The organism is Micromonospora sp. CA-248260 (assembly GCF_050942205.1).
Classification (GTDB): Bacteria; Actinomycetota; Actinomycetes; order Mycobacteriales; family Micromonosporaceae; genus Micromonospora; species Micromonospora antibiotica.
The window spans coordinates 6,055,203-6,072,175 of the sequence record NZ_CP192021.1; the positions used below are offsets into that span (position 1 = coordinate 6,055,203).

The 16,973-nt window shown below is 72.6% G+C and carries 17 protein-coding genes; 9 read left to right on the forward strand and 8 right to left on the reverse strand.

The genetic code is table 11. The features are described 5' to 3' along the window. Positions 1 to 53: 53 nt before the first annotated feature. Positions 54 to 1,385 (forward strand): ABC1 kinase family protein, encoded by a 1,332-nt coding sequence (locus ACQP2H_RS26125; protein WP_208568071.1) that lies wholly within the window; start codon positions 54 to 56, stop codon positions 1,383 to 1,385. 340 nt (positions 1,386 to 1,725) lie between these two features. Here ACQP2H_RS26125 and ACQP2H_RS26130 read toward each other — a convergent pair whose 3' ends face one another. The 3 genes from ACQP2H_RS26130 to ACQP2H_RS26140 form a co-directional block, all read right to left on the reverse strand. Next, complete coding sequence (locus tag ACQP2H_RS26130; protein WP_208568070.1) at positions 1,726 to 2,091, reverse strand: WhiB family transcriptional regulator; 366 nt, start codon at positions 2,089 to 2,091, stop codon at positions 1,726 to 1,728. Between the two features lie 131 nt (positions 2,092 to 2,222). Next, a complete protein-coding gene (locus ACQP2H_RS26135) occupies positions 2,223 to 2,480 on the reverse strand; it encodes a hypothetical protein (RefSeq protein ID WP_219464588.1) in 258 nt (85 codons plus the stop codon). A gap of 124 nt (positions 2,481 to 2,604) precedes the next feature. After that, a complete protein-coding gene (locus ACQP2H_RS26140; RefSeq protein WP_208568068.1) occupies positions 2,605 to 4,782 on the reverse strand; it encodes an ATP-dependent DNA helicase UvrD2 in 2,178 nt (725 codons plus the stop codon). Between the two features lie 90 nt (positions 4,783 to 4,872). On the opposite strand from ACQP2H_RS26140, the gene ACQP2H_RS26145 reads away from it, so the two are divergent. Then, a complete protein-coding gene (locus tag ACQP2H_RS26145) occupies positions 4,873 to 5,115 on the forward strand; it encodes a mycoredoxin (RefSeq protein ID WP_219464589.1) in 243 nt (80 codons plus the stop codon). Positions 5,116 to 5,178: 63 nt separating this feature from the next. Here ACQP2H_RS26145 and ACQP2H_RS26150 read toward each other — a convergent pair whose 3' ends face one another. After that, positions 5,179 to 6,519: an MFS transporter gene (locus tag ACQP2H_RS26150; RefSeq protein ID WP_433229248.1), complete on the reverse strand. Its 1,341-nt coding sequence runs from the start codon at positions 6,517 to 6,519 to the stop codon at positions 5,179 to 5,181. A 234-nt stretch (positions 6,520 to 6,753) separates the two neighbouring features. On the opposite strand from ACQP2H_RS26150, the gene ACQP2H_RS26155 reads away from it, so the two are divergent. The 3 genes from ACQP2H_RS26155 to ACQP2H_RS26165 all read left to right on the forward strand — a co-directional run bounded on the left by ACQP2H_RS26155 (position 6,754) and on the right by ACQP2H_RS26165 (position 8,532). Beyond that, positions 6,754 to 7,728, forward strand: a complete 975-nt coding sequence (locus ACQP2H_RS26155) for a helix-turn-helix domain-containing protein (RefSeq protein WP_219464591.1) — start codon at positions 6,754 to 6,756, stop codon at positions 7,726 to 7,728. A gap of 75 nt (positions 7,729 to 7,803) precedes the next feature. Next, on the forward strand, positions 7,804 to 8,022 hold the full coding sequence (locus ACQP2H_RS26160) for a DUF397 domain-containing protein (RefSeq protein WP_208568064.1): 219 nt from the start codon (positions 7,804 to 7,806) through the stop codon (positions 8,020 to 8,022). A gap of 240 nt (positions 8,023 to 8,262) precedes the next feature. Next, the gene (locus tag ACQP2H_RS26165; protein ID WP_208568062.1) at positions 8,263 to 8,532 is read left to right on the forward strand and encodes a hypothetical protein; all 270 of its coding nucleotides are present in this window, start codon (positions 8,263 to 8,265) and stop codon (positions 8,530 to 8,532) included. Positions 8,533 to 8,581: 49 nt separating this feature from the next. On the opposite strand, the gene nudC is transcribed toward ACQP2H_RS26165, so the two are convergent. Genes nudC through ACQP2H_RS26185 form a run of 4 tightly spaced genes read right to left on the reverse strand, consistent with a single transcriptional unit; the run spans position 8,582 to position 13,298 of the window. Next, positions 8,582 to 9,529 carry an NAD(+) diphosphatase gene (gene nudC / locus ACQP2H_RS26170; RefSeq protein WP_219464592.1) on the reverse strand — a complete coding sequence of 316 codons (948 nt, stop codon included), beginning with the start codon at positions 9,527 to 9,529 and terminating at the stop codon, positions 8,582 to 8,584. Beyond that, the gene (locus ACQP2H_RS26175) at positions 9,526 to 10,851 is read right to left on the reverse strand and encodes a M16 family metallopeptidase (protein ID WP_219464593.1); all 1,326 of its coding nucleotides are present in this window, start codon (positions 10,849 to 10,851) and stop codon (positions 9,526 to 9,528) included. The genes nudC and ACQP2H_RS26175 overlap by 4 nt, the downstream gene beginning before the upstream one ends. After that, on the reverse strand, positions 10,848 to 12,158 hold the full coding sequence (locus ACQP2H_RS26180) for a M16 family metallopeptidase (protein WP_219464594.1): 1,311 nt from the start codon (positions 12,156 to 12,158) through the stop codon (positions 10,848 to 10,850). The genes ACQP2H_RS26175 and ACQP2H_RS26180 overlap by 4 nt, the downstream gene beginning before the upstream one ends. Positions 12,159 to 12,212: 54 nt before the next feature. Continuing rightward, on the reverse strand, positions 12,213 to 13,298 hold the full coding sequence (locus tag ACQP2H_RS26185) for an LLM class flavin-dependent oxidoreductase (RefSeq protein ID WP_219464596.1): 1,086 nt from the start codon (positions 13,296 to 13,298) through the stop codon (positions 12,213 to 12,215). A 187-nt stretch (positions 13,299 to 13,485) separates the two neighbouring features. Here ACQP2H_RS26185 and ACQP2H_RS26190 point away from each other — a divergent pair, with 187 nt between their 5' ends. Genes ACQP2H_RS26190 through ACQP2H_RS26205 form a run of 4 tightly spaced genes read left to right on the forward strand, consistent with a single transcriptional unit; the run spans position 13,486 to position 16,831 of the window. Next, positions 13,486 to 14,547: an ABC transporter substrate-binding protein gene (locus ACQP2H_RS26190; protein ID WP_433233683.1), complete on the forward strand. Its 1,062-nt coding sequence runs from the start codon at positions 13,486 to 13,488 to the stop codon at positions 14,545 to 14,547. Then, on the forward strand, positions 14,544 to 15,323 hold the full coding sequence (locus tag ACQP2H_RS26195; protein ID WP_433229252.1) for an ABC transporter ATP-binding protein: 780 nt from the start codon (positions 14,544 to 14,546) through the stop codon (positions 15,321 to 15,323). The genes ACQP2H_RS26190 and ACQP2H_RS26195 overlap by 4 nt, the downstream gene beginning before the upstream one ends. Next, positions 15,313 to 16,197: an ABC transporter permease gene (locus tag ACQP2H_RS26200; protein ID WP_219464598.1), complete on the forward strand. Its 885-nt coding sequence runs from the start codon at positions 15,313 to 15,315 to the stop codon at positions 16,195 to 16,197. The genes ACQP2H_RS26195 and ACQP2H_RS26200 overlap by 11 nt, the downstream gene beginning before the upstream one ends. A gap of 1 nt (position 16,198) precedes the next feature. Next, entirely contained in the window at positions 16,199 to 16,831 is a 633-nt protein-coding gene (locus ACQP2H_RS26205) for an RrF2 family transcriptional regulator (RefSeq protein WP_433229255.1), read from the forward strand. The last annotated feature ends 142 nt before the right edge of the window (positions 16,832 to 16,973 follow it).

A 16,973-nucleotide genomic window follows, 5' to 3' on the forward strand; every position in this document is an offset into this window, starting at 1 on the left:
CCCAGCCCAGCTTGGAGCAGCAGCGGGGCCGAGAAGTCGGTAACAATGGCCAGGTGACCGACATCCCGCGCCGCGCCGTGTCCCGGACCGCCAAGCTCGCCGCTCTGCCGCTCGGCTTCGCCGGTCGGACCGTCCTCGGGATGGGTAAGCGCGTCACCGGCATCGCCTCCGACGTCATCTCCGCCGAGATCCAGCAACGCACCGCCGAGCAGCTGTTCAGCGTCCTCGGGCAGCTCAAAGGCGGGGCGATGAAGTTCGGCCAGGCGTTGTCGGTGTTCGAGGCGGCGTTGCCTGACGAGATCGCCGCGCCCTACCGGCAGGCGTTGACCAAGCTCCAGGAGGCCGCCCCACCGCTGCCGGTGGCGAGCGTGCACAAGGTGCTCGCGGAGCAGCTCGGGCCGGACTGGCGGGACCGGTTCGTGGAGTTCGACGACACCCCGGCCGCGGCGGCCAGCATCGGCCAGGTGCACCGGGCGGTGTGGCGGGACCCGGAGACCGGGGTGTCCCGGTCCGCCGCCGTCAAGATCCAGTACCCGGGTGCGGGGGACGCGCTGCTCGCCGACCTCAAGCAGCTCTCCCGGCTGGGCGGGATGTTCCGGGCCATCCAACCCGGCCTGGACGTCAAGCCGCTCCTGGCCGAACTGCGGGAGCGGATCACCGAGGAGTTGGACTACGAGCTGGAGGCCGAGTCACAACGCGCCTTCGCCGCCGCGTACGCCGACGACCCGGAGATCTTCATCCCGGCGGTGCTCTCCGCCTCGCCCCGGGTCCTGGTCACCGAGTGGATCGAGGGGACACCGCTCGCGGACATCATCCGGGAGGGCACCGACGAGCAGCGCAACTCCGCCGGTCGGCTGATGGCGACCCTGCACCTGTCCGCCCCGCCCCGGGCCGGGCTGCTGCACGCCGACCCGCACCCGGGCAACTTCCGGTTGCTGCCCGACGGCCGGCTCGGTGTGATCGACTTCGGCGCGGTGGCCCGGATGCCCGAGGGTACCCCGGAGCCGATCGGCCGGTTGCTCGGGTTGTCGCTGCGTGGCGACGCCGACGCGGTCGTCGCCGGGTTACGCGAGGAAGGCTTCGTCAAGGCGACCGAGCCGATCGACGCGCAGGCGCTGCTGGACTACATCCGGCCCATGCTGGACCCGGTGGCGCAGGAGGAGTTCCGGTTCACCCGGGCCTGGCTCCGCGCCGAGGCGACCCGGCTGGCCAGCCCGAAGTCGCCCGCCTTCCAGCTCAGCCGGCAGCTCAACCTACCGCCGTCGTACCTGCTCATCCACCGGGTGACGCTGGGCTCGATCGGGGTGCTCTGCCAGTTGGAGGCGAAGGCGCCCTACCGGGGCATCCTGGAGCGCTGGCTGCCCGGTTTCGCCCCGGTGGCCTGACCGACGCGCGGCAGCGGGACCGGCGGCGGGCCGGCCCGGCCGACGGACGACGCGGGGGCGGTGACCGGAACCCGGTCACCGCCCCCGCGTATCGCAGGTGGTCCTAGAGAACGCCCAGGTCGCGAGCCGACTGGCTCCGGCTGCTCATCGCGACGGTACGGGCAGAACGGTGCGCCTCAGTGCTCGTGGTGGTACGACCGGCCTGAGGCTGGCGCATTCGAGCCCGGGACAACGCTTCGTGGAGTAGTTGCATCTCGGTTCCGTTCGGCAGGTGCAGCATCGTGGTCAACTTTCTCGCGGCCGATGGTCATCGGCGGGTGGGTGGAACGGATCGGGTAGGTCAGGCTGCCAGCCGGACCGCACTGCGCGAGGTGGCCACACCACTGGCCGCCATCCGCGCCTCGGCCTCGACCTGAAGGGCCGCGTCACGGGCGAGGTCCTCCTTGCGCGGACGGCCCCGGGGCCGCTTGCGCGGGACGACCGCGCCACGCTCGAAGATCTCGCCGCCCCAGACGCCCCAGGGCTCGGCCCGCTCGACCGCACCGGCCAGGCACTCGACGCGCAGCGGGCAGTCCCCGCAGAGCGACTTGGCCAGCTCCAGGTCGGTGGGCGAGTCGGAGAACCACAGGTCGGGGTCGAACTTCCGGCAGGGCAGGTTCGCCTCCAGCTCGACGCTCACGTCGAGGGGGGCCAACGCCAGACTCATCTCCCGGTCACCTCTCTCTCACTTCGATCTCGTGGATCGCAATTCCGACGTACTTCGACGGGCAAAAAACTGAGGCCGCGGATCCCGGTGAGCGGGTTCCGCGGCCTCGAGGTGAGCCGGTGGTCTGAGTGTCAGACCGGTCTACCTCGAGGTGGAACGCCGCGGACATCCATGCGCTGCTTAGCGACATCAATGCCCAGACCCGTGAAGCCACTGGTCCCCTCGGCTCCCGCAGTGGGTGCAACAGTCAGGTTCAGCTCGGCCTGAACCGAGACCTGGTGCACCTGCGGGTTCGACGGTCGCGGAGCGGCAAGGGCCACCCGGACAGCCGACAGCGGAGCGAAGGCAGCTGGCATCGCCGCCGGACGCTCATAAGTGATGATCTCCACGGTTGCCACCTCCCTCACGTTCCTCGTGCCGATTCGGACTCAGCCCCCGTGAGCAGCCGTTATGGCGCTGCTCCCGAGGTGCGTCCTGAGGCTATTCCTCGCCACGGGGCGAGGGCAAACGAATTTACGACGAGATTTCGAGAGTTTTCTCCGGGCCGATCTCGTCGACCGTCGCGCCCGCCACCAACGCCAGCACCGCCTCGCCGTACAGGCCGAGTTTGCGGGGGCCGATGCCGGCGATGGCGATCAGCTCCTCGACCCGGCCCGGTCGCCGTTCGGCCAGCGCGACCAGGGTGGCGTCGGTGAAGACCACGTACGCCGGGACCCGCTGCGCCCCGGCCACCCGGGCCCGCCAGTCACCCAACCGCTCGTATAGATTCTCGTCAATGTCCGACGGGCAGGTCGGGCAGCGGCCCAGTTTGCGGTCCGCCCCGGCGAGCAGGGTCGCGCCGCAGATCCGGCAGGACACCACCTGGGTCCGCCGACGTTCCACCGCCCGTTTCGCCCCGGCCACCCCGCCCGACCGGCCCGCACCGGCCCGCTCGCCCCCACCGGTCCGGTCCAGCTGGGGCAGGAACCGCGACGGCCGGCGGGCCCGACCACCGGGCGAGCGGGCCGAGGCGTACGACAGCCAGAGCCACTGCCGGGCCCGGGTGATCCCGACGTAGAGCAGCCGCCGCTCCTCCTCGACCTGCTCCGGGGTACGCGCGTACGAGGTGGGCAGGGTGCCTTCGGAGAGGCCGACCAGGAACACCGCGTCCCACTCCAGCCCCTTGGCCGAGTGCAGGGAGGCCAGGGTCACCCCGTCCACCGTCGGCACGTGCTGCTGGGCGGCCCGACGGGCCAACTCGTCGTTGAAGTCCGCCAGGGTCGCCTGACGTTCCACCGTCGCCGCCTCGCCGATCGGCAGCACCTCGGGGCTGGCCGCGTACTCCTCGGCGAGCTGGACCAGGGCGGCGAGGGCCTCCCAGCGCTCCCGGGCGGCACCACCGGGCGGGGCGGCGTCGGGGGCCCAGCCGACCGCGGTCAACGCCTCCCGGACGGCGATCGGCAGCGGGGTGTCGCCCGGGATCGACCGGGTGGCGGCCCGCAGCGCCACCATCGCCTGGCGTACCTCGGCACGCTCGAAGAACCGCTCCGCCCCCTGCACCACGTACGGGACGCCGACCTCGGTCAACGCCTTCTCGTACGCCTCCGACTGGGCGTTGGTGCGAAACAGCACGGCGATCTCCTTGGCCGGGGTGCCCCCGTCGACCAGGGTCCGGCAGCGGGCCGCCACCGCGGTCGCCTCGGCCGGCTCGTCGGTGAAGATCCGCAGCTCCGGTTCGGGGCCGGGCGGGCGCTGGCCGTGCAGCTCCAGCCGCAGCCGCGCCTCGGTGCCCCGGGCCTGCCCGATCACCGCGTTGGCCAACCCGACGACCTGCGGGGTGGACCGGTAGTCACGCACCAGCCGGACCACCGTGGCCGCCCGGTGCCGACGCGGGAAGTCGATCAGGTACGCCGAGGTGGCCCCGGTGAACGAGTAGATCGTCTGGCTGGCGTCCCCGACCACTGTCACGTCGTCCCGGCCGCCCAGCCAGGCGTCGAGCAGCCGCTGCTGGAGCGGGTTGACGTCCTGGTACTCGTCGACGACGAAGTGCCGGTACTGGCCGCGTACCTGCTCGGCGACGTCCGGGTGCTCCTCGATGCCCCACACCGCGGCGCGCAGCATGTCCTCGAAGTCGATCACCCCGGAGGACCGCTTCAACCGTTCGTACGCGGTGAAGACCTCGGCCACCGTCGCCGGCTCGTACGGCGTCTCGCGCAGCGCCCGGGCCGCGGCGACCACGTAGTCCCCCGGCTCGACCAGCGACGACTTGGCCCACTCGATCTCACCGGACAGGTCCCGGGCGGCGGCCCGGTCGGCCCGCAGGCCGACCTTGGCGGCGGCCAGGGTGACCACCCGGACCTTGCTGTCCAGCAGTTCCGGCATGGCCCGGCCGGACAGTAGCCGGGGCGCGAAGTAGCGCACCTGACGCAGCGCCGCCGCGTGGAACGTCCGCGCCTGCACCCCGGGCACCCCGAGCCCGGTGAGTCGGGCCCGCATCTCGGCGGCGGCCCGTGCGGTGAAGGTGACCGCCAGCACGTGTCGTCCGACGATCTCCCCGGTCAGCACCCGGTGGGCGATCCGGGAGGTGACCGCGCGGGTCTTGCCGGTGCCGGCGCCGGCCAGGATGCAGACCGGGCCGGCCGGGGCGGTCACCGCCGACCGCTGCTCCGGATCCAGCCCGGCGAGGACCGACTCCGCTGAGTGAACCACCACAGCGAGGAATCATCTCAGCTCCGGCCGGTGTTGTACCGGTCAGCCTGGCCTGACCGGGCCGGGGCGCGGCGAACCGTGGAGGATCCGACGATGTTGACCATGTATTCCACCCCGTGGTGCGGCTACTGCCACCGGCTGAAGTCGCAGCTGGACCGGGAAGGCATCGGGTACGAGGTGGTCGACATCGAGCAGGACCCGAAGGCCGCCGACTTCGTGATGAAGGTCAACGGTGGCAACCAGACCGTCCCGACGCTGCGCTTCGCCGACGGCAGTGCCCTGACCAACCCCTCCATCACCCAGGTCAAGCAGCACCTGGCCACGATCACGGGCTGACCCCGTCGACCCGCCGCGGGGAGCGGCCGGCCCCACCGGGCCGGCCGCTCCCCGCGGTGCAGGTCACCGACCGGGGAGCCGGTGGATGGTGGGATCGGGCAGCGGCCGGCGGGGTGCCGGGATGTGGGCGGCCGGTGTGGGCGGGACCGGCGTCGGGGGTGTGGGCGGGACCGGTGTGGACGGGACCGGGGCGGGCGGGACCGGCGTCGGCGGGGCGGGCAGCCGCGGCGGGGTGAGCCGGCGACCCTGCCAGAGCCAGAGGCCGGCGACCGTGGTGACCACCCCCACCAGGACGAAGAGCAGCCGGTAGTCGAACACGCCGACCAGCAGCGCCCCCGTCCCGATGGAGACCGCCTGCGGCCCACTGACCAGCGCCTCGGAGGCCGCGGTGGCCCGACCGAGCAGTCCCGGCGGGGTACGCCGCTGGACCAGCGTGGTCAGCCCGACCATGGTCAGTGGCAGGGACAGCCCGGCGAGCAGCAGGGCCAGCACCCCGAGGCGCAGGTCCGGCCAGGCCAGGGCCAGTGCGGCCGGACCGAACAGGGTCACCCCGGCGGCGAGCGCCCCCAGTTCGCCGACCCGACGCACGACCGTCGGCGAGAGCAGGCCGCCCACCAGGCCCCCGATCCCCTGCACGGTGATCAGCACCCCGACGAAGGCGGCGTCCCGGCGTAGTCCCTGGTCGACGTACGCGAAGATCAGCGATTCGGTGAAGCCCATCACGAGTGAGCCCAACCCGTACCCGAGCAGGGCCCGGCGCAGGGCCGCCTCGTGGGTGAGGTGGCGCAGCCCGGCGCCCAACTCGGCCGGCCAACGCAGGGTGGCGGTGGCGGGCGCGTGCTCGGTCACCCGCAGCAGCCCCACCACGGCGGCGGCGACCACGAAGCCGGTCATCGCCAGGCTGGTCAGCAGCCAGCCGCCGACCGCCGCGTACAGGGCCGCCCCGGCGAGCGGGCCACCCAGGCGCAGGCCCTGCCGGACGGTCTGCAACGCCCCGTTCGCGTCGGCCAGCAGTTCGCTCGGCACGATCTGGCGGAGCAGCCCGCTCAGGGTCGCGTGCAACGTCAGGTAGGACAACCCGTAACAGGCTGCCACCACGTAGATGATCCAGACGTCGGCCCGGTCACGGACCAGGAAGAGCGGGCTGAGCACCAGCGCCGTGCCCAGGTTGGCGACCACGAAGAACGGTCGGCGACGGTAGCGGTCGACGACCCAGCCGATCAGCGGGGCCAGGATCATCGGCGCGATGATCGCGAAGATGGTCGCGCCGGCCAGCCCGTCGGAGCCGGTCAGGTCCTTGACCCAGATGGCGAGGGCGAGCAGCAGCAGCGACTCGGCCGCCATGCTGGCCAGCAGGGCGACGAAGAGCAGTCGGAAGTCGGGGCGGCGCAGGACGGTGCGCATGGGGTTCCCTCCGGCGGGGGGTGGCGTCCGGTGGACGCGTACGGGGGAACTGCCGCCAGCTGGGACGACGTCGTCCCCGGGCTCGGCCGGCACGTTCCACAGTCCTCTTTTTGACGCAAGACACGCCCTCGTCGGGACCTCCGACGCCGGTCGCGACGTCCATACTGACCGTGGGGGGCGAATTTCATACAGTTACCGCCGCGCCTCGCGACGGTCGACGGAATCGAGGACACCGTGCCTCCAGCCGTACCGAGTCCGATCCTGCGCCGACGCAGGCTCGGCAATGACCTGCGCCGCCTGCGCGAGGCGGCGGGACTCACCGGTGACCAGGTGATCGACCGGATCGGCTGGGCGTCGGCGTCGAAACTCTCCCGGCTGGAGAACGGCCGCAGCCGGCCCGACCCGGAGGACGTCAGCGTCCTGCTCGACCTCTACGGCGCCACCGCCGACCTGCGCCACGAACTGCTCGCCATCACCGACGAGGCCGGCGACATGCGCGCCTGGCGCAAGTCGTACCCGGTGATGACGCAGCAGCAGTTGGGCTGGGCGGAGCTGGAGGCGGGGTGCGCCCAGATCCGTGAGTACAACCCGGTCCTGGTGCCGGGGCTCCTGCAGACCGAGGGGTACGCCCGACTGCGGATCCTCTCGGCCGACGCCGCCGCCGCCGAGTCGGCGGAGCCGCCCGGGGACGACCCGGAGACCGAGGTCAAGGCCCGGCTGGGACGGCAGTCCCTGCTGGACCGGGCGGACGGCCCCCGGTACACGGCGGTGTTGGAGGAGGCGGCGCTGGGCCGGCGGGCCTGCCCGCCGGAGGTGCTGCGGGAGCAGCTCGCCCACCTCTGCGAGCTGGCCATGCTGCCGAACGTGACCCTGCACCTGCTGCTGCGGGACACCCGGATCGGGGAGTTCTACCTGCCACCGACGGCCTTCTCGCTCTACCGGTTCGCCGATTCGCAGGATCCGGAGACGTTGGCGATCGAAGGAGGCTTCATCGACGTCATGTCGACCGAGGTATCCACGGTAAATCGCTATAAAGTGGCATTTGAGTGGCTCTGCTCGGCGGCGCTCTCCGCATCGGACACCCTTACCTGGCTCTTCGCGGCAACGGGACGGCTGACCGACACGGCGGCCTCGTCCGTGGTGGCTCCGGGACCGACAGCAGCGCCGGCCCAACGCCGCCGGCAACCGGGGCGCCTGACGGAACGGTGACCCACACCGATCCGCCGGGGCCGGGCGACCGCCACTCGTTCCGTCGAGGCAGTTCCAGAAAGCAGGAGCAGAACCATGAACGAGATCCAGACCGTGCCCGCCGACGCGCGCTGGCACAAGAGCACCCGCAGCCAGACCTCCAACTGTGTGGAGGTCGCCCACCTGCGTACCGCGACGGTCGAGGTGGCGCTGCGGGACAGCAAGGACCCGAACGGCCCGGTGCTGCTGTTCCCGAGGGCCGGCTGGCTCGGCTTCCTCGCTGGCACCAAGAACGGACAGTTCGCACTGGACTGATCCCGGTCGCTCAGGGTGGGGCCGTCGGCAGGATTGCCGGCGGCCCCACCGTCGTCCGGCGGCCCCGAACCCGTCATCCCCGGACGGCAACCGGTCTGACCAGGCATCGGATGATCGGACAGGGACCCGGTCGATCGCCGCGTTTCACTTGCTGGGACCCCGCGCGGGCGTAACATGACGATTCAGTGACGTGGAAGTTCCACCACGTACCGGCCACCCGCGGTCCGTCCGGAGACAGCCATGCGTTTCCTGATCGTTCGTACCGACATCCGCACCGCCGCCGACATCGACCTCGCCGCCGCCTGGGCCGGCGGGGGCTGCCTACGCAACGAAACCACCACCCCGGAGTTCCGCCGGCAGACCGTCCACGCCGAGGACCGGGACGCGGCCCTGCTGCTGGCCCGCGCCCTGTCCACGGTGGGCGCGGTCCGCGCCGGCCGGCAGCGGGTCAAGGTGCTTCCGCTCGACGAGCCGGGCCGACGCTCCCGCAGACAGCACCCGCCCGGCTGACCGACGTCAGTCGGCAGACCCGCACGGCGTCGGTACGCCACCCGACCGGTCAGCAGTGCCCGTCGAGCCAGCGGTGGATCAGGAAGAGGGCGATCGACGACGGCGGCGGCAGGAGCACCCGGTCGCCGTCCCCGGCGTCCACCGCCCGACCGGCCAGTACCGCGCCGATGTCCCGCCGGGTGAACCACCGGGCGTACGCGATCTCCGTCGGGTCGACCCGCACCGGCTCCCGGGGGTCCGCCTCGGCCAGGTAGCCCAGCATCAGCGAGCCGGGAAACGGCCAGGCCTGGCTGCCCGCGTACGTGATCCGCTCGACCCCGACGCCGACCTCCTCGCGGACCTCGCGCAGCACCGCCGCCTCCGCCGACTCCCCCGGCTCCACGTAGCCGGCGAGACAGGAGAACCGCCGCTGCCCCGGGGTACGCGGCCAGGTGGCGTTGTTGCCGAGCAGGCAGCGACCCTCCGGTCCGCCCATCCCGTCGTGCACCAGGACGATCATCGCCGGGTCGGTCCGCGGCCACATCCGCTGGCCGTCCGTGCCCACCCGTGTCCAGCCGCCCTCGGCGACCTCGGTCCGGTGCCCCGACCGGGGTGACCAGCCGTGCCCCAGGTGCCAGTTGACCAGGGCGAGCGCCGTGGTGAAGATCCCCGCGTCCCGGTCGTCGAGCAGGTGGCCGATCTCCCGCAGGTTGGCCGCCCGGGTGCCCGGCAGGTCGGGGAGCGGGGCGTCCACCGCGAAGACCGGCACCCCGTCGGGCTCCACCCCCAGGAAGAGCGGGTACGCCTCCCCCGGCGGGCCGACCTCGGCGGCTTCCCGCAGCACCAGCACCGGCGGGTTCGCCTCGGTGTGCACCAGCGCCCGCCCGTCCCGGGTCGAGTCCAACACCAGCACCCGGGCCCGCTGCCACGCCTGCGCCAACCACTGCGGGTCGGTACGCCGGTGCGCCGCCCGGTCCAACGTGGACCGGGCCAGCGGGGGCGCGGCCTCCCCGCTCACGCCGACTCCGTCCGCACCGGGGTGAGGGCGGACAGTGGTCCGGCGACCCGCTCGGCGTCACCGAGCACCACCACGACCGCCCGCGCCGGGGCAAGATACCGGGCACCCGCCTCGGCGACGTCGTCGACGGTGGCCTTCGCCAGCCGGGCGGCGTGCTCGGCGAGGAAGTCCAGGCGCAGCCCGCTGCCCGCGTACGCGCTGGTCAACGCGGCCAGCCCGGCCTGGGTGGAGATGCCGAGCTGGAGGGTGCCCAGGGCGTACTGGCGGGCCTGCTCCAACTCGTCCGCCCCGGGCGGCACCGAGGCCAGCCGGCCCAGCTCGTACGTCGTCTCCAGCAGGGCCGGGCCGGTCACCTCGGTGGCCACCTCGGCCCCGGCGACCAGCACCGACCCGGCCACCGAGTGCTCGACCGACGAGTGCGGGCCGTAGGTGTACCCCTTGTCCTCCCGGATGTTCTCCGTCCAGCGGGACGAGAAGTAACCGCCGAAGATCAGATTGGCCAGTTGCAGCGCGGCGTGGTCCGGGTGGGTGCGGGGCACCGCCGGCAGCGCGATCCGCAGCGACGACTGCACCGAACCGGGCCGGTCCACCAGCAGCAGCGGACCGGGTTCCAGCGGGGGTGCCGGCGGCAGGGCGGCACCCCGGCTGTCCCCGGTCCAGCCGGCCAGGGCCTTCTCCGCCGCGTCCAACGCGCGTTCCGGCTGCACGTCGCCGACCAGCACCAGCACCGCCTCGGCCGGGTGCACCCGCTCGGCGTGCAGCCGGCGCAGCGCCGCCGGACGGACCGCGCGGACCTGGTCCGGTTCCGGGGTCTGCACCGCGTACGGGTGCCGGCCGTAGATCCGCCGCAGCAGCGCGGTACGGGCCAGGTGGGCCGGCTGGCTCTGCGCCACCTGGATCCGGTCCACCAGCCGGTCCCGCTCGGTCTGCACCCAGTCGGCCGGGTAGCTGGCGTCGGTCAGCACGTCCGCCAGGATCTCCAGCATCCGGTCCAACCCGGTGACCAGACCCGCACCGGAGAGCATCAGCCGGTCCGGGTCGGCCCCGGCCGAGAGCCCGCCGCCGACCTTCTGCAACTCGGCGGCGATCTGGGTGGCGGTGAGGGTGCCGGTTCCGGCCAGCACGGTCTCGGCGAGCATCGCCCCCCGGGCCAGGTGGGTCCGGCCGAACGGCATCCACAGCCGCAACTCCACCAGGGGGACGGCGGGCCGGCGTACCGCGAGCACGGTGAGCCCGTTGGGAAGCCTGCGCTCGGCCTGCTTGGGCAGCTTGAGCCGCCGGGTCGGACCGAGCGCCGGCAGCGCCCGGGTGACGCTGGTCATTTGGCACCTCCTGGGATGACCTCGATGGAGGCGCGGCGCTCCGGGCGCAGGGTGGCGGCGGCGGCGCGGACCTGGTCCTCGGTGACCTCGCCGACCAGCCGGGGCAGGTCGTTGAGCAGGCCCGGCTCGCCGCGCTGCTGTTCCAGCACCGCCATCCGCAGCGCCCGGCCGAGCACCGCGTCGGTGTCCCGCAGCAGGTGGGTGGCCATCCGTGCCTGGGTACGGGCCAACTCGCCGTCGGTCAGCCCGTCGGTGGCCAGCCGGTCCAGTTCCTCGTCGATCGTGCGCAACGCCTTGTCCACGTCGCCGCCGGGCGGCAGGTGCGCCTGGAGCAGCAGTGCGGTGGGGTCGCGGACGTCGAACGGGTCACCCATGAAGCCGAGGTAGCCGCCGAGGCCGGTGACGCTGCGGTCGCGCTGGACCATCCGCTCCACCAACCGGGACGCGTCCCCGTCGGTGAGCACCTCGGCGAGCACCACGTAGGGCAGGTAGCCGGCGAAGTCGACGACCGGGTCGGGCACCCGCCACGCCGAGGCCACCGCCGGCAACGGGGCCAACTGATCGGTGTACGAGGTACGCCGCTCGACGGTCAGGTCCGGCTCGGTGAAGTCCGGACGCTCCGGGGCGGGTCGGGCCGGCACGTCACCGAAGTGCCGTTCGACCAGGGTGGTCGCCTCCGCGACGTCGATGTCCCCGCTGACCGCCAGGACGGCGTTGCCGCTGGCGTAGTAGCGGCGGAAGAAGTCGGCGGCGTCGGCGACGGTGGCGGACTCCAGGTCGTCGAACGAGCCGTAACCGTCGTGCGCGTTGGGGAAGGTGTCGAACATGACCGGCGGCAGGGTCAGCCAGGGAAACCCGCCGTACGGCCGGTTGAGCACGTTGACCCGGATCTCCTCCTTGACCACGTCGACCTGGTTGCGCAGGTTCTCCTCGGTCAGCCGGGGGCCGCGCATCCGGTCGGCCTCCAGGAACAGCGCCCGTTCCAGGGCGTTGCCGGGAAGCGTCTCGTAGTAGTCGGTGTAGTCCAGGTGGGTGGAGCCGTTGAAGGTGCCGCCGGCGCCCTGCACGTGCCGGAAGTGGGCAAGCTTCTCCAGGTTCTCCGAGCCCTGGAACATCAGGTGCTCGAAGAGGTGGGCGAAGCCGGTACGCCCCTGCGGCTCGGAGCGGATGCCGACGTCGTAGACGACCGCGACGCCGATCACCGGGGCGCTGCGGTCCGGGGTGAGGACCACCCGTAGGCCGTTGTCGAGGGTGAACCGCTCGACCGGGTATTTCGTCGCTGGAATTCTCGCTCTCCGGGTCGGCACGTGATCGACCCTAGCGTGTCGCCAGCGGTGACACGGCCGTCCGCGACCCGCGTCTCAGTGCGACACCGCGACGGGCAGCGCGGTGACCCGGGGCAGCACCTCCGCGCCGACGCGTTCCGCCTCCTCCCGGTGCGGCCAGCCGGAGAGGATGAACTCGTCGACGCCGCTGTGGGCGTACTCGTCGAGCCGGGCGGCGACCTCGGCGTAGCTGCCGACCAGCGCGGTGCCCGCCCCCTCGCGGACCAGGCCGATGCCGGCCCACAGGTTCGTCGCGACGGCGAGGCGTCCGCTGCCGCCGCCGTGCAGCGCGGTCATCCGGGCCTGGCCGACGGAGTCCATCCGGCCGAACCGGGCCTGGGCGGCGGCGATCCGCTCCGGGCTCATCCCGGCCCGCAGCCGGTCGGCCTCGGCCCACGCCTCGGCGGCGGTGTGCCGGGCGATGACGTGCAGCCGCAGCCCGGTGCGCAGGGTGCGGCCCTGCTCGGCGGCGCGGGCGCGGACCCGGGCCACCCGGGTGGCGATCGCCGCCGGTGGCTCGCCCCACATCAGGTACGCGTCGGCCTGCCGGGCGGCGACCGCCTCGGCGGCCGGGGACGCGCCGCCGAGGTAGACCGGGGGCGGGTCGACCAACGGGCTGGCGAGCCCACCGCCGTCGATCCGGTAGTGCTCACCGGCGAAGTCGAACGGGCCGCCGCGCCAGGAGCGGCGGAGCACCTCGATGAATTCCCCGGTACGGGCGTAGCGGGCGTCGTGGTCGAGGAAGTCGCCGTACGCCCGCTGCTCGGTGGGGTCGCCGCCGGTGACGATGTTCAGCGCGAGCCGGCCGCCGGAGACCGCCTGGAACGCCTCGGCCTGCTGGGCGACCAGGGTGGGCAGGGCGAAGCCGGCGCGGACGGCGACCAGCAGGCCGATCCGTTCGGTGTGCTGGGTGACGGCGGCGCAGACGATCCACGGGTCGGGGCAGCCGGAGCCGACCGGGGTGAGCAGTGCGCGGAACCCGCCCGCCTCGGCGGCCCGGGCCACCTCGGTCAGATATCCGATCGTGGCGGCCCGTGCGTGCCGGGCCGCGCCTGCGGCGACGGTGGCCGCGCCGACCTGGTCGCCGTCGCCGGAGGTGGGGAGGAACCAGTGGAAGGTCATGTCGGCAGCCCTCTCGCCGTGTCCCGCCCGGTCTGCCTCGCCGGGGCAGCTAAACCTATCAAGAAGGTAGGAAAACCAGGAATATCTGAGACCCGACATCCCATGATGTGGACGGCGCTTGACGTCAATGGACCCCTGGCCCACTCTTCCTACCAACTAAATAGGAATACTGCGGATTGGACAGATGATGAGACGGCTCCCCTTCCGTCGGCTGATCTCCCTCGCCACCCTCGCCGTCGTCGGCGCGGCCACGATGGGCACCACCGCCGCGTGCGGCGACGACGACAGCGCCGGCGGCGACTCCGGCCCGGTCACCCTGCGGCTGGGCTACTTCCCCAACATCACGCACGCCCCGGCCGTGGTGGGGGTGGAGAAGAAGATCTTCGAGGACAAGCTCGGCAGCGACGTCAAGCTGGAGACCAAGACGTTCAACGCCGGCCCGGCCGCCATCGAGGCGATCTTCTCCGGCGCGCTCGACGCCACGTACATCGGGCCGAACCCGACGGTGAACGCGTTCTCCAAGTCCAAGGGCGAGGCCGTCCGGGTCATCTCCGGCGCCGCCTCCGGCGGGGTCGCCCTGGTGGTCAAGCCCGGGATCACCTCGGTCGAGCAGCTGCGCGGCAAGAAGATCGCCACCCCGCAGCTCGGCAACACCCAGGACGTCGCCATCCGCTACTGGCTCAAGGAGAAGGGCCTCAAGACCACCAAGGAGGGCGGCGGCGACGTCAAGATCGTCCCGCAGGAGAACGCCCAGACGGTGGAGACCTTCTCCAGCGGCTCGATCGACGGCGCGTGGGTGCCCGAGCCGTTCGTCTCCCGGCTGGTCAACGCGGGCGGCAAGGTCCTCGTCGACGAGCGGGACCTCTGGCCCGACAAGAAGTTCGTCATCACCAACCTGATCGTCTCCACCAAGTTCCTCAAGGCCCACCCCGACGCGGTGAAGAAGCTGGTCGAGGGGCAGGTCGCGGCGAACGACTTCGTCAACACCAAGCCGGACGAGGCCCAGCAGGCCATCTCCGACCACATCGGCAAGATCACCGGCAAGCCGCTGGACCTCAAGCTGATCAAGCAGGCCTGGCCGACCCTGCTGTTCACCAACGACCCGATCGCGTCCTCGCTCAAGACCGGGCTGGACCACGCCGTCGCCGTCGAGCTGACCCAGCCCGTCGACCTGAACGGCCTCTACGACCTGAAGTACCTCAACGAGGTGCTCAAGACGCAGGGCCAGGCCGAGGTCACCCAGCCGTGACGTCGACCACGACACCGCCGCAGAGCGCGACCGCCGCGGTCGCGCTCTCCGGCGTGACCAAGGTGTACGGGCGCGGGACGAACGCCGTCCTCGCCCTGGACGGGGTCAGCCTCGACGTCCGGCCCGGCGAGTTCGTCTGCCTCGTCGGCGCGTCCGGCTGCGGCAAGAGCACCCTGCTCAACCTCGTCGCCGGGCTGGACCGCGCGCAGGGCGGCACCATCACGGTGGCCGACGACGCCCACCCCGGCCTGATGTTCCAGGAGCCGGCGCTCTTCCCGTGGCTGACCGTCGAGGCCAACGTCGAGGTGCCGTTGAAGCTGCGCGGGCTGCCCCGGGCCGAGCGTCGGGAGCGGGTGGCCGAGCTGCTGCGCACCGTCCACCTGTCCGACTTCGGCCGCAAACGGCCGCACGAGCTGTCCGGCGGCATGCGGCAGCGGGTCGCCCTGGCCCGCACCCTCGCCCTGGACACCCCGGTCCTGCTGATGGACGAGCCGTTCGGCGCGCTCGACGCGATGACCCGGGACATCCTGCACGACGAGCTGGAACGGATCTGGGCCGAGCGGCAGCTCACCGTGCTGTTCGTGACGCACAACGTCCGGGAGGCGGCCCGGCTCGCCGACCGGATCATCCTGCTCAGCAGCAGGCCCGGCCGGATCATCTGGTCCACCGCAGTGAACGTGTCCCGCCCCCGGCGCATCGACTCCCCCGAGGTGGCCGCGATCGCCTCCGAGGTCACCGACCGACTCCGTACCGAGGTGGGCCGCCATGGCAAGTGACACCCTGACCGGCTCGGCCCGCACCGACGCGGAGATCTCCGGGCTGGACGCGCTGGAGATCGCCGGTCGCGACAAGGAGGTCTCCCGGGGGGCCCGGCTCTGGGCGTCCACCTGGCCCAAGCTCGCCGCGCTCGCCATCGCCATCGGGTTGTGGCAGGTGGTGGTCTGGAGCGGCTGGAAGCCGCCGTACTCGCTGCCCGGCCCGGTCACCGTCGCCGAGGAACTGGCCCGGCAGGCCAGCGGGCGGCAACTCTGGGACGGGCTCGCCACCACCCTGCAACGGGCCGCCCTGGGCTACCTCTTCTCCGTCGCGGTCGGCCTGCTGGTCGGCCTGGCGGTGGCCCGGTCCAAGGTGCTCCGGGCGGCGATCGGCTCGATGATCACCGCGTTGCAGACGATGCCGTCGATCGCCTGGTTCCCGCTGGCCATCCTGCTGTTCGAGCTGAGCGAGAAGGCGATCTTCTTCGTGGTGGTGCTCGGTGCCGCGCCGTCCATCGCCAACGGGGTGATCAGCGGCGTCGACTACGTGCCGCCGCTGCTGGTCCGGGCCGGCCGCAACCTCGGCGCCCGGGGGCTGAACCTCTACCGGTACGTCATCGCGCCGGCCGCGCTGCCCGCCATCGTCGCCGGGCTCAAGCAGGGCTGGGCCTTCTCCTGGCGCAGCCTGATGGCCGGTGAGCTGCTGGTGGTCGGCATCTCACAGACGTCCCTGGGTGCCCAGCTCACCTACTCACGGGAGTTGTCCGACGCGCCCTGGCTGCTCGCCACGATGATCGTCATCCTGGTCGTCGGGCTGGTGGTCGACGCCGCGTTCGGGGCGGCCGACCGGGCGATCCGCCGCCGCTGGGGCGTACTGGACCAGGCTGGTCAGTGACGTGTACATCTCCGCGCGCAGTGACTATGCGCTCCGGGCCATGCTCGCCGTCGCCGCGTCCGGCGACGGCGAGACCACCCACTCCACGGATGGGCCCGGCCGCCCCGAGGGCGGCAGCAGGCCCGAGGGCGGCAGCGGGCCCGAGGGCGGCAGCGGTCGGCCTGACAGCGGCGACCGGTTCGAGGACGGCCGGTCCGGGGGTGGTGGCGACCGTGGGAGCCCTGGTGGCGGCGGTGGGGGCCGTGGCGGTGGCGGTGGCGGTGAACTCGTCAAGGCGGCGTGCCTGGCGCAGGCGCAGGGTATTCCGCTGAGCTTCCTTCAGGGCATCCTGCTCGACCTGCGCCGCGCGGGTCTGCTGCACAGTCACCGGGGCACCGAGGGCGGCTACGCGCTGACCCGACCCGCCTCGCAGATCAGCGTCGGGGACGTGCTGCGTGCCGTCGGTGGATCACTGACCACCGTCCGTGGGCTGCCCGCCGAGGACGCCGGCTACCACGGGGTGGCGACCGGCCTGCGCGACGTCTGGCTCGCCGTGGACGGCGCGATCGCCGTGGTGGTCGACCAGACCACCCTGACCGACCTGCTGGTCCGCCAGGACCATGCCCCGGCCCCACTGCCGACGCCCAGCCGCTGACCCGGTTCGACCGGTGACGCCGGCCGGCCCGCCTGCGGGCAGGGTCCGGACGCGGTGCCGTTCGGCCGCTGACGACACCCGACCGGCCGCACCGTTCGGCTGCGACGACACCTGACAAGCCGCGCCGTTCGGCTGCGAAGAC

Coding starts and splice junctions, on each gene's coding strand:
- ACQP2H_RS26130 (WP_208568070.1), bottom strand. CDS start 2,091: ATGAGTCTGGCGTTGGCCCCCCTCGACGTGAGCGTCGAGCTGGAGGCG.
- ACQP2H_RS26145 (WP_219464589.1), top strand. CDS start 4,873: ATGTTGACCATGTATTCCACCCCGTGGTGCGGCTACTGCCACCGGCTG.
- ACQP2H_RS26150 (WP_433229248.1), bottom strand. CDS start 6,519: ATGCGCACCGTCCTGCGCCGCCCCGACTTCCGACTGCTCTTCGTCGCC.
- ACQP2H_RS26160 (WP_208568064.1), top strand. CDS start 7,804: ATGAACGAGATCCAGACCGTGCCCGCCGACGCGCGCTGGCACAAGAGC.
- ACQP2H_RS26165 (WP_208568062.1), top strand. CDS start 8,263: ATGCGTTTCCTGATCGTTCGTACCGACATCCGCACCGCCGCCGACATC.
- ACQP2H_RS26175 (WP_219464593.1), bottom strand. CDS start 10,851: ATGACCAGCGTCACCCGGGCGCTGCCGGCGCTCGGTCCGACCCGGCGG.
- ACQP2H_RS26185 (WP_219464596.1), bottom strand. CDS start 13,298: ATGACCTTCCACTGGTTCCTCCCCACCTCCGGCGACGGCGACCAGGTC.
- ACQP2H_RS26190 (WP_433233683.1), top strand. CDS start 13,486: ATGAGACGGCTCCCCTTCCGTCGGCTGATCTCCCTCGCCACCCTCGCC.
- ACQP2H_RS26200 (WP_219464598.1), top strand. CDS start 15,313: ATGGCAAGTGACACCCTGACCGGCTCGGCCCGCACCGACGCGGAGATC.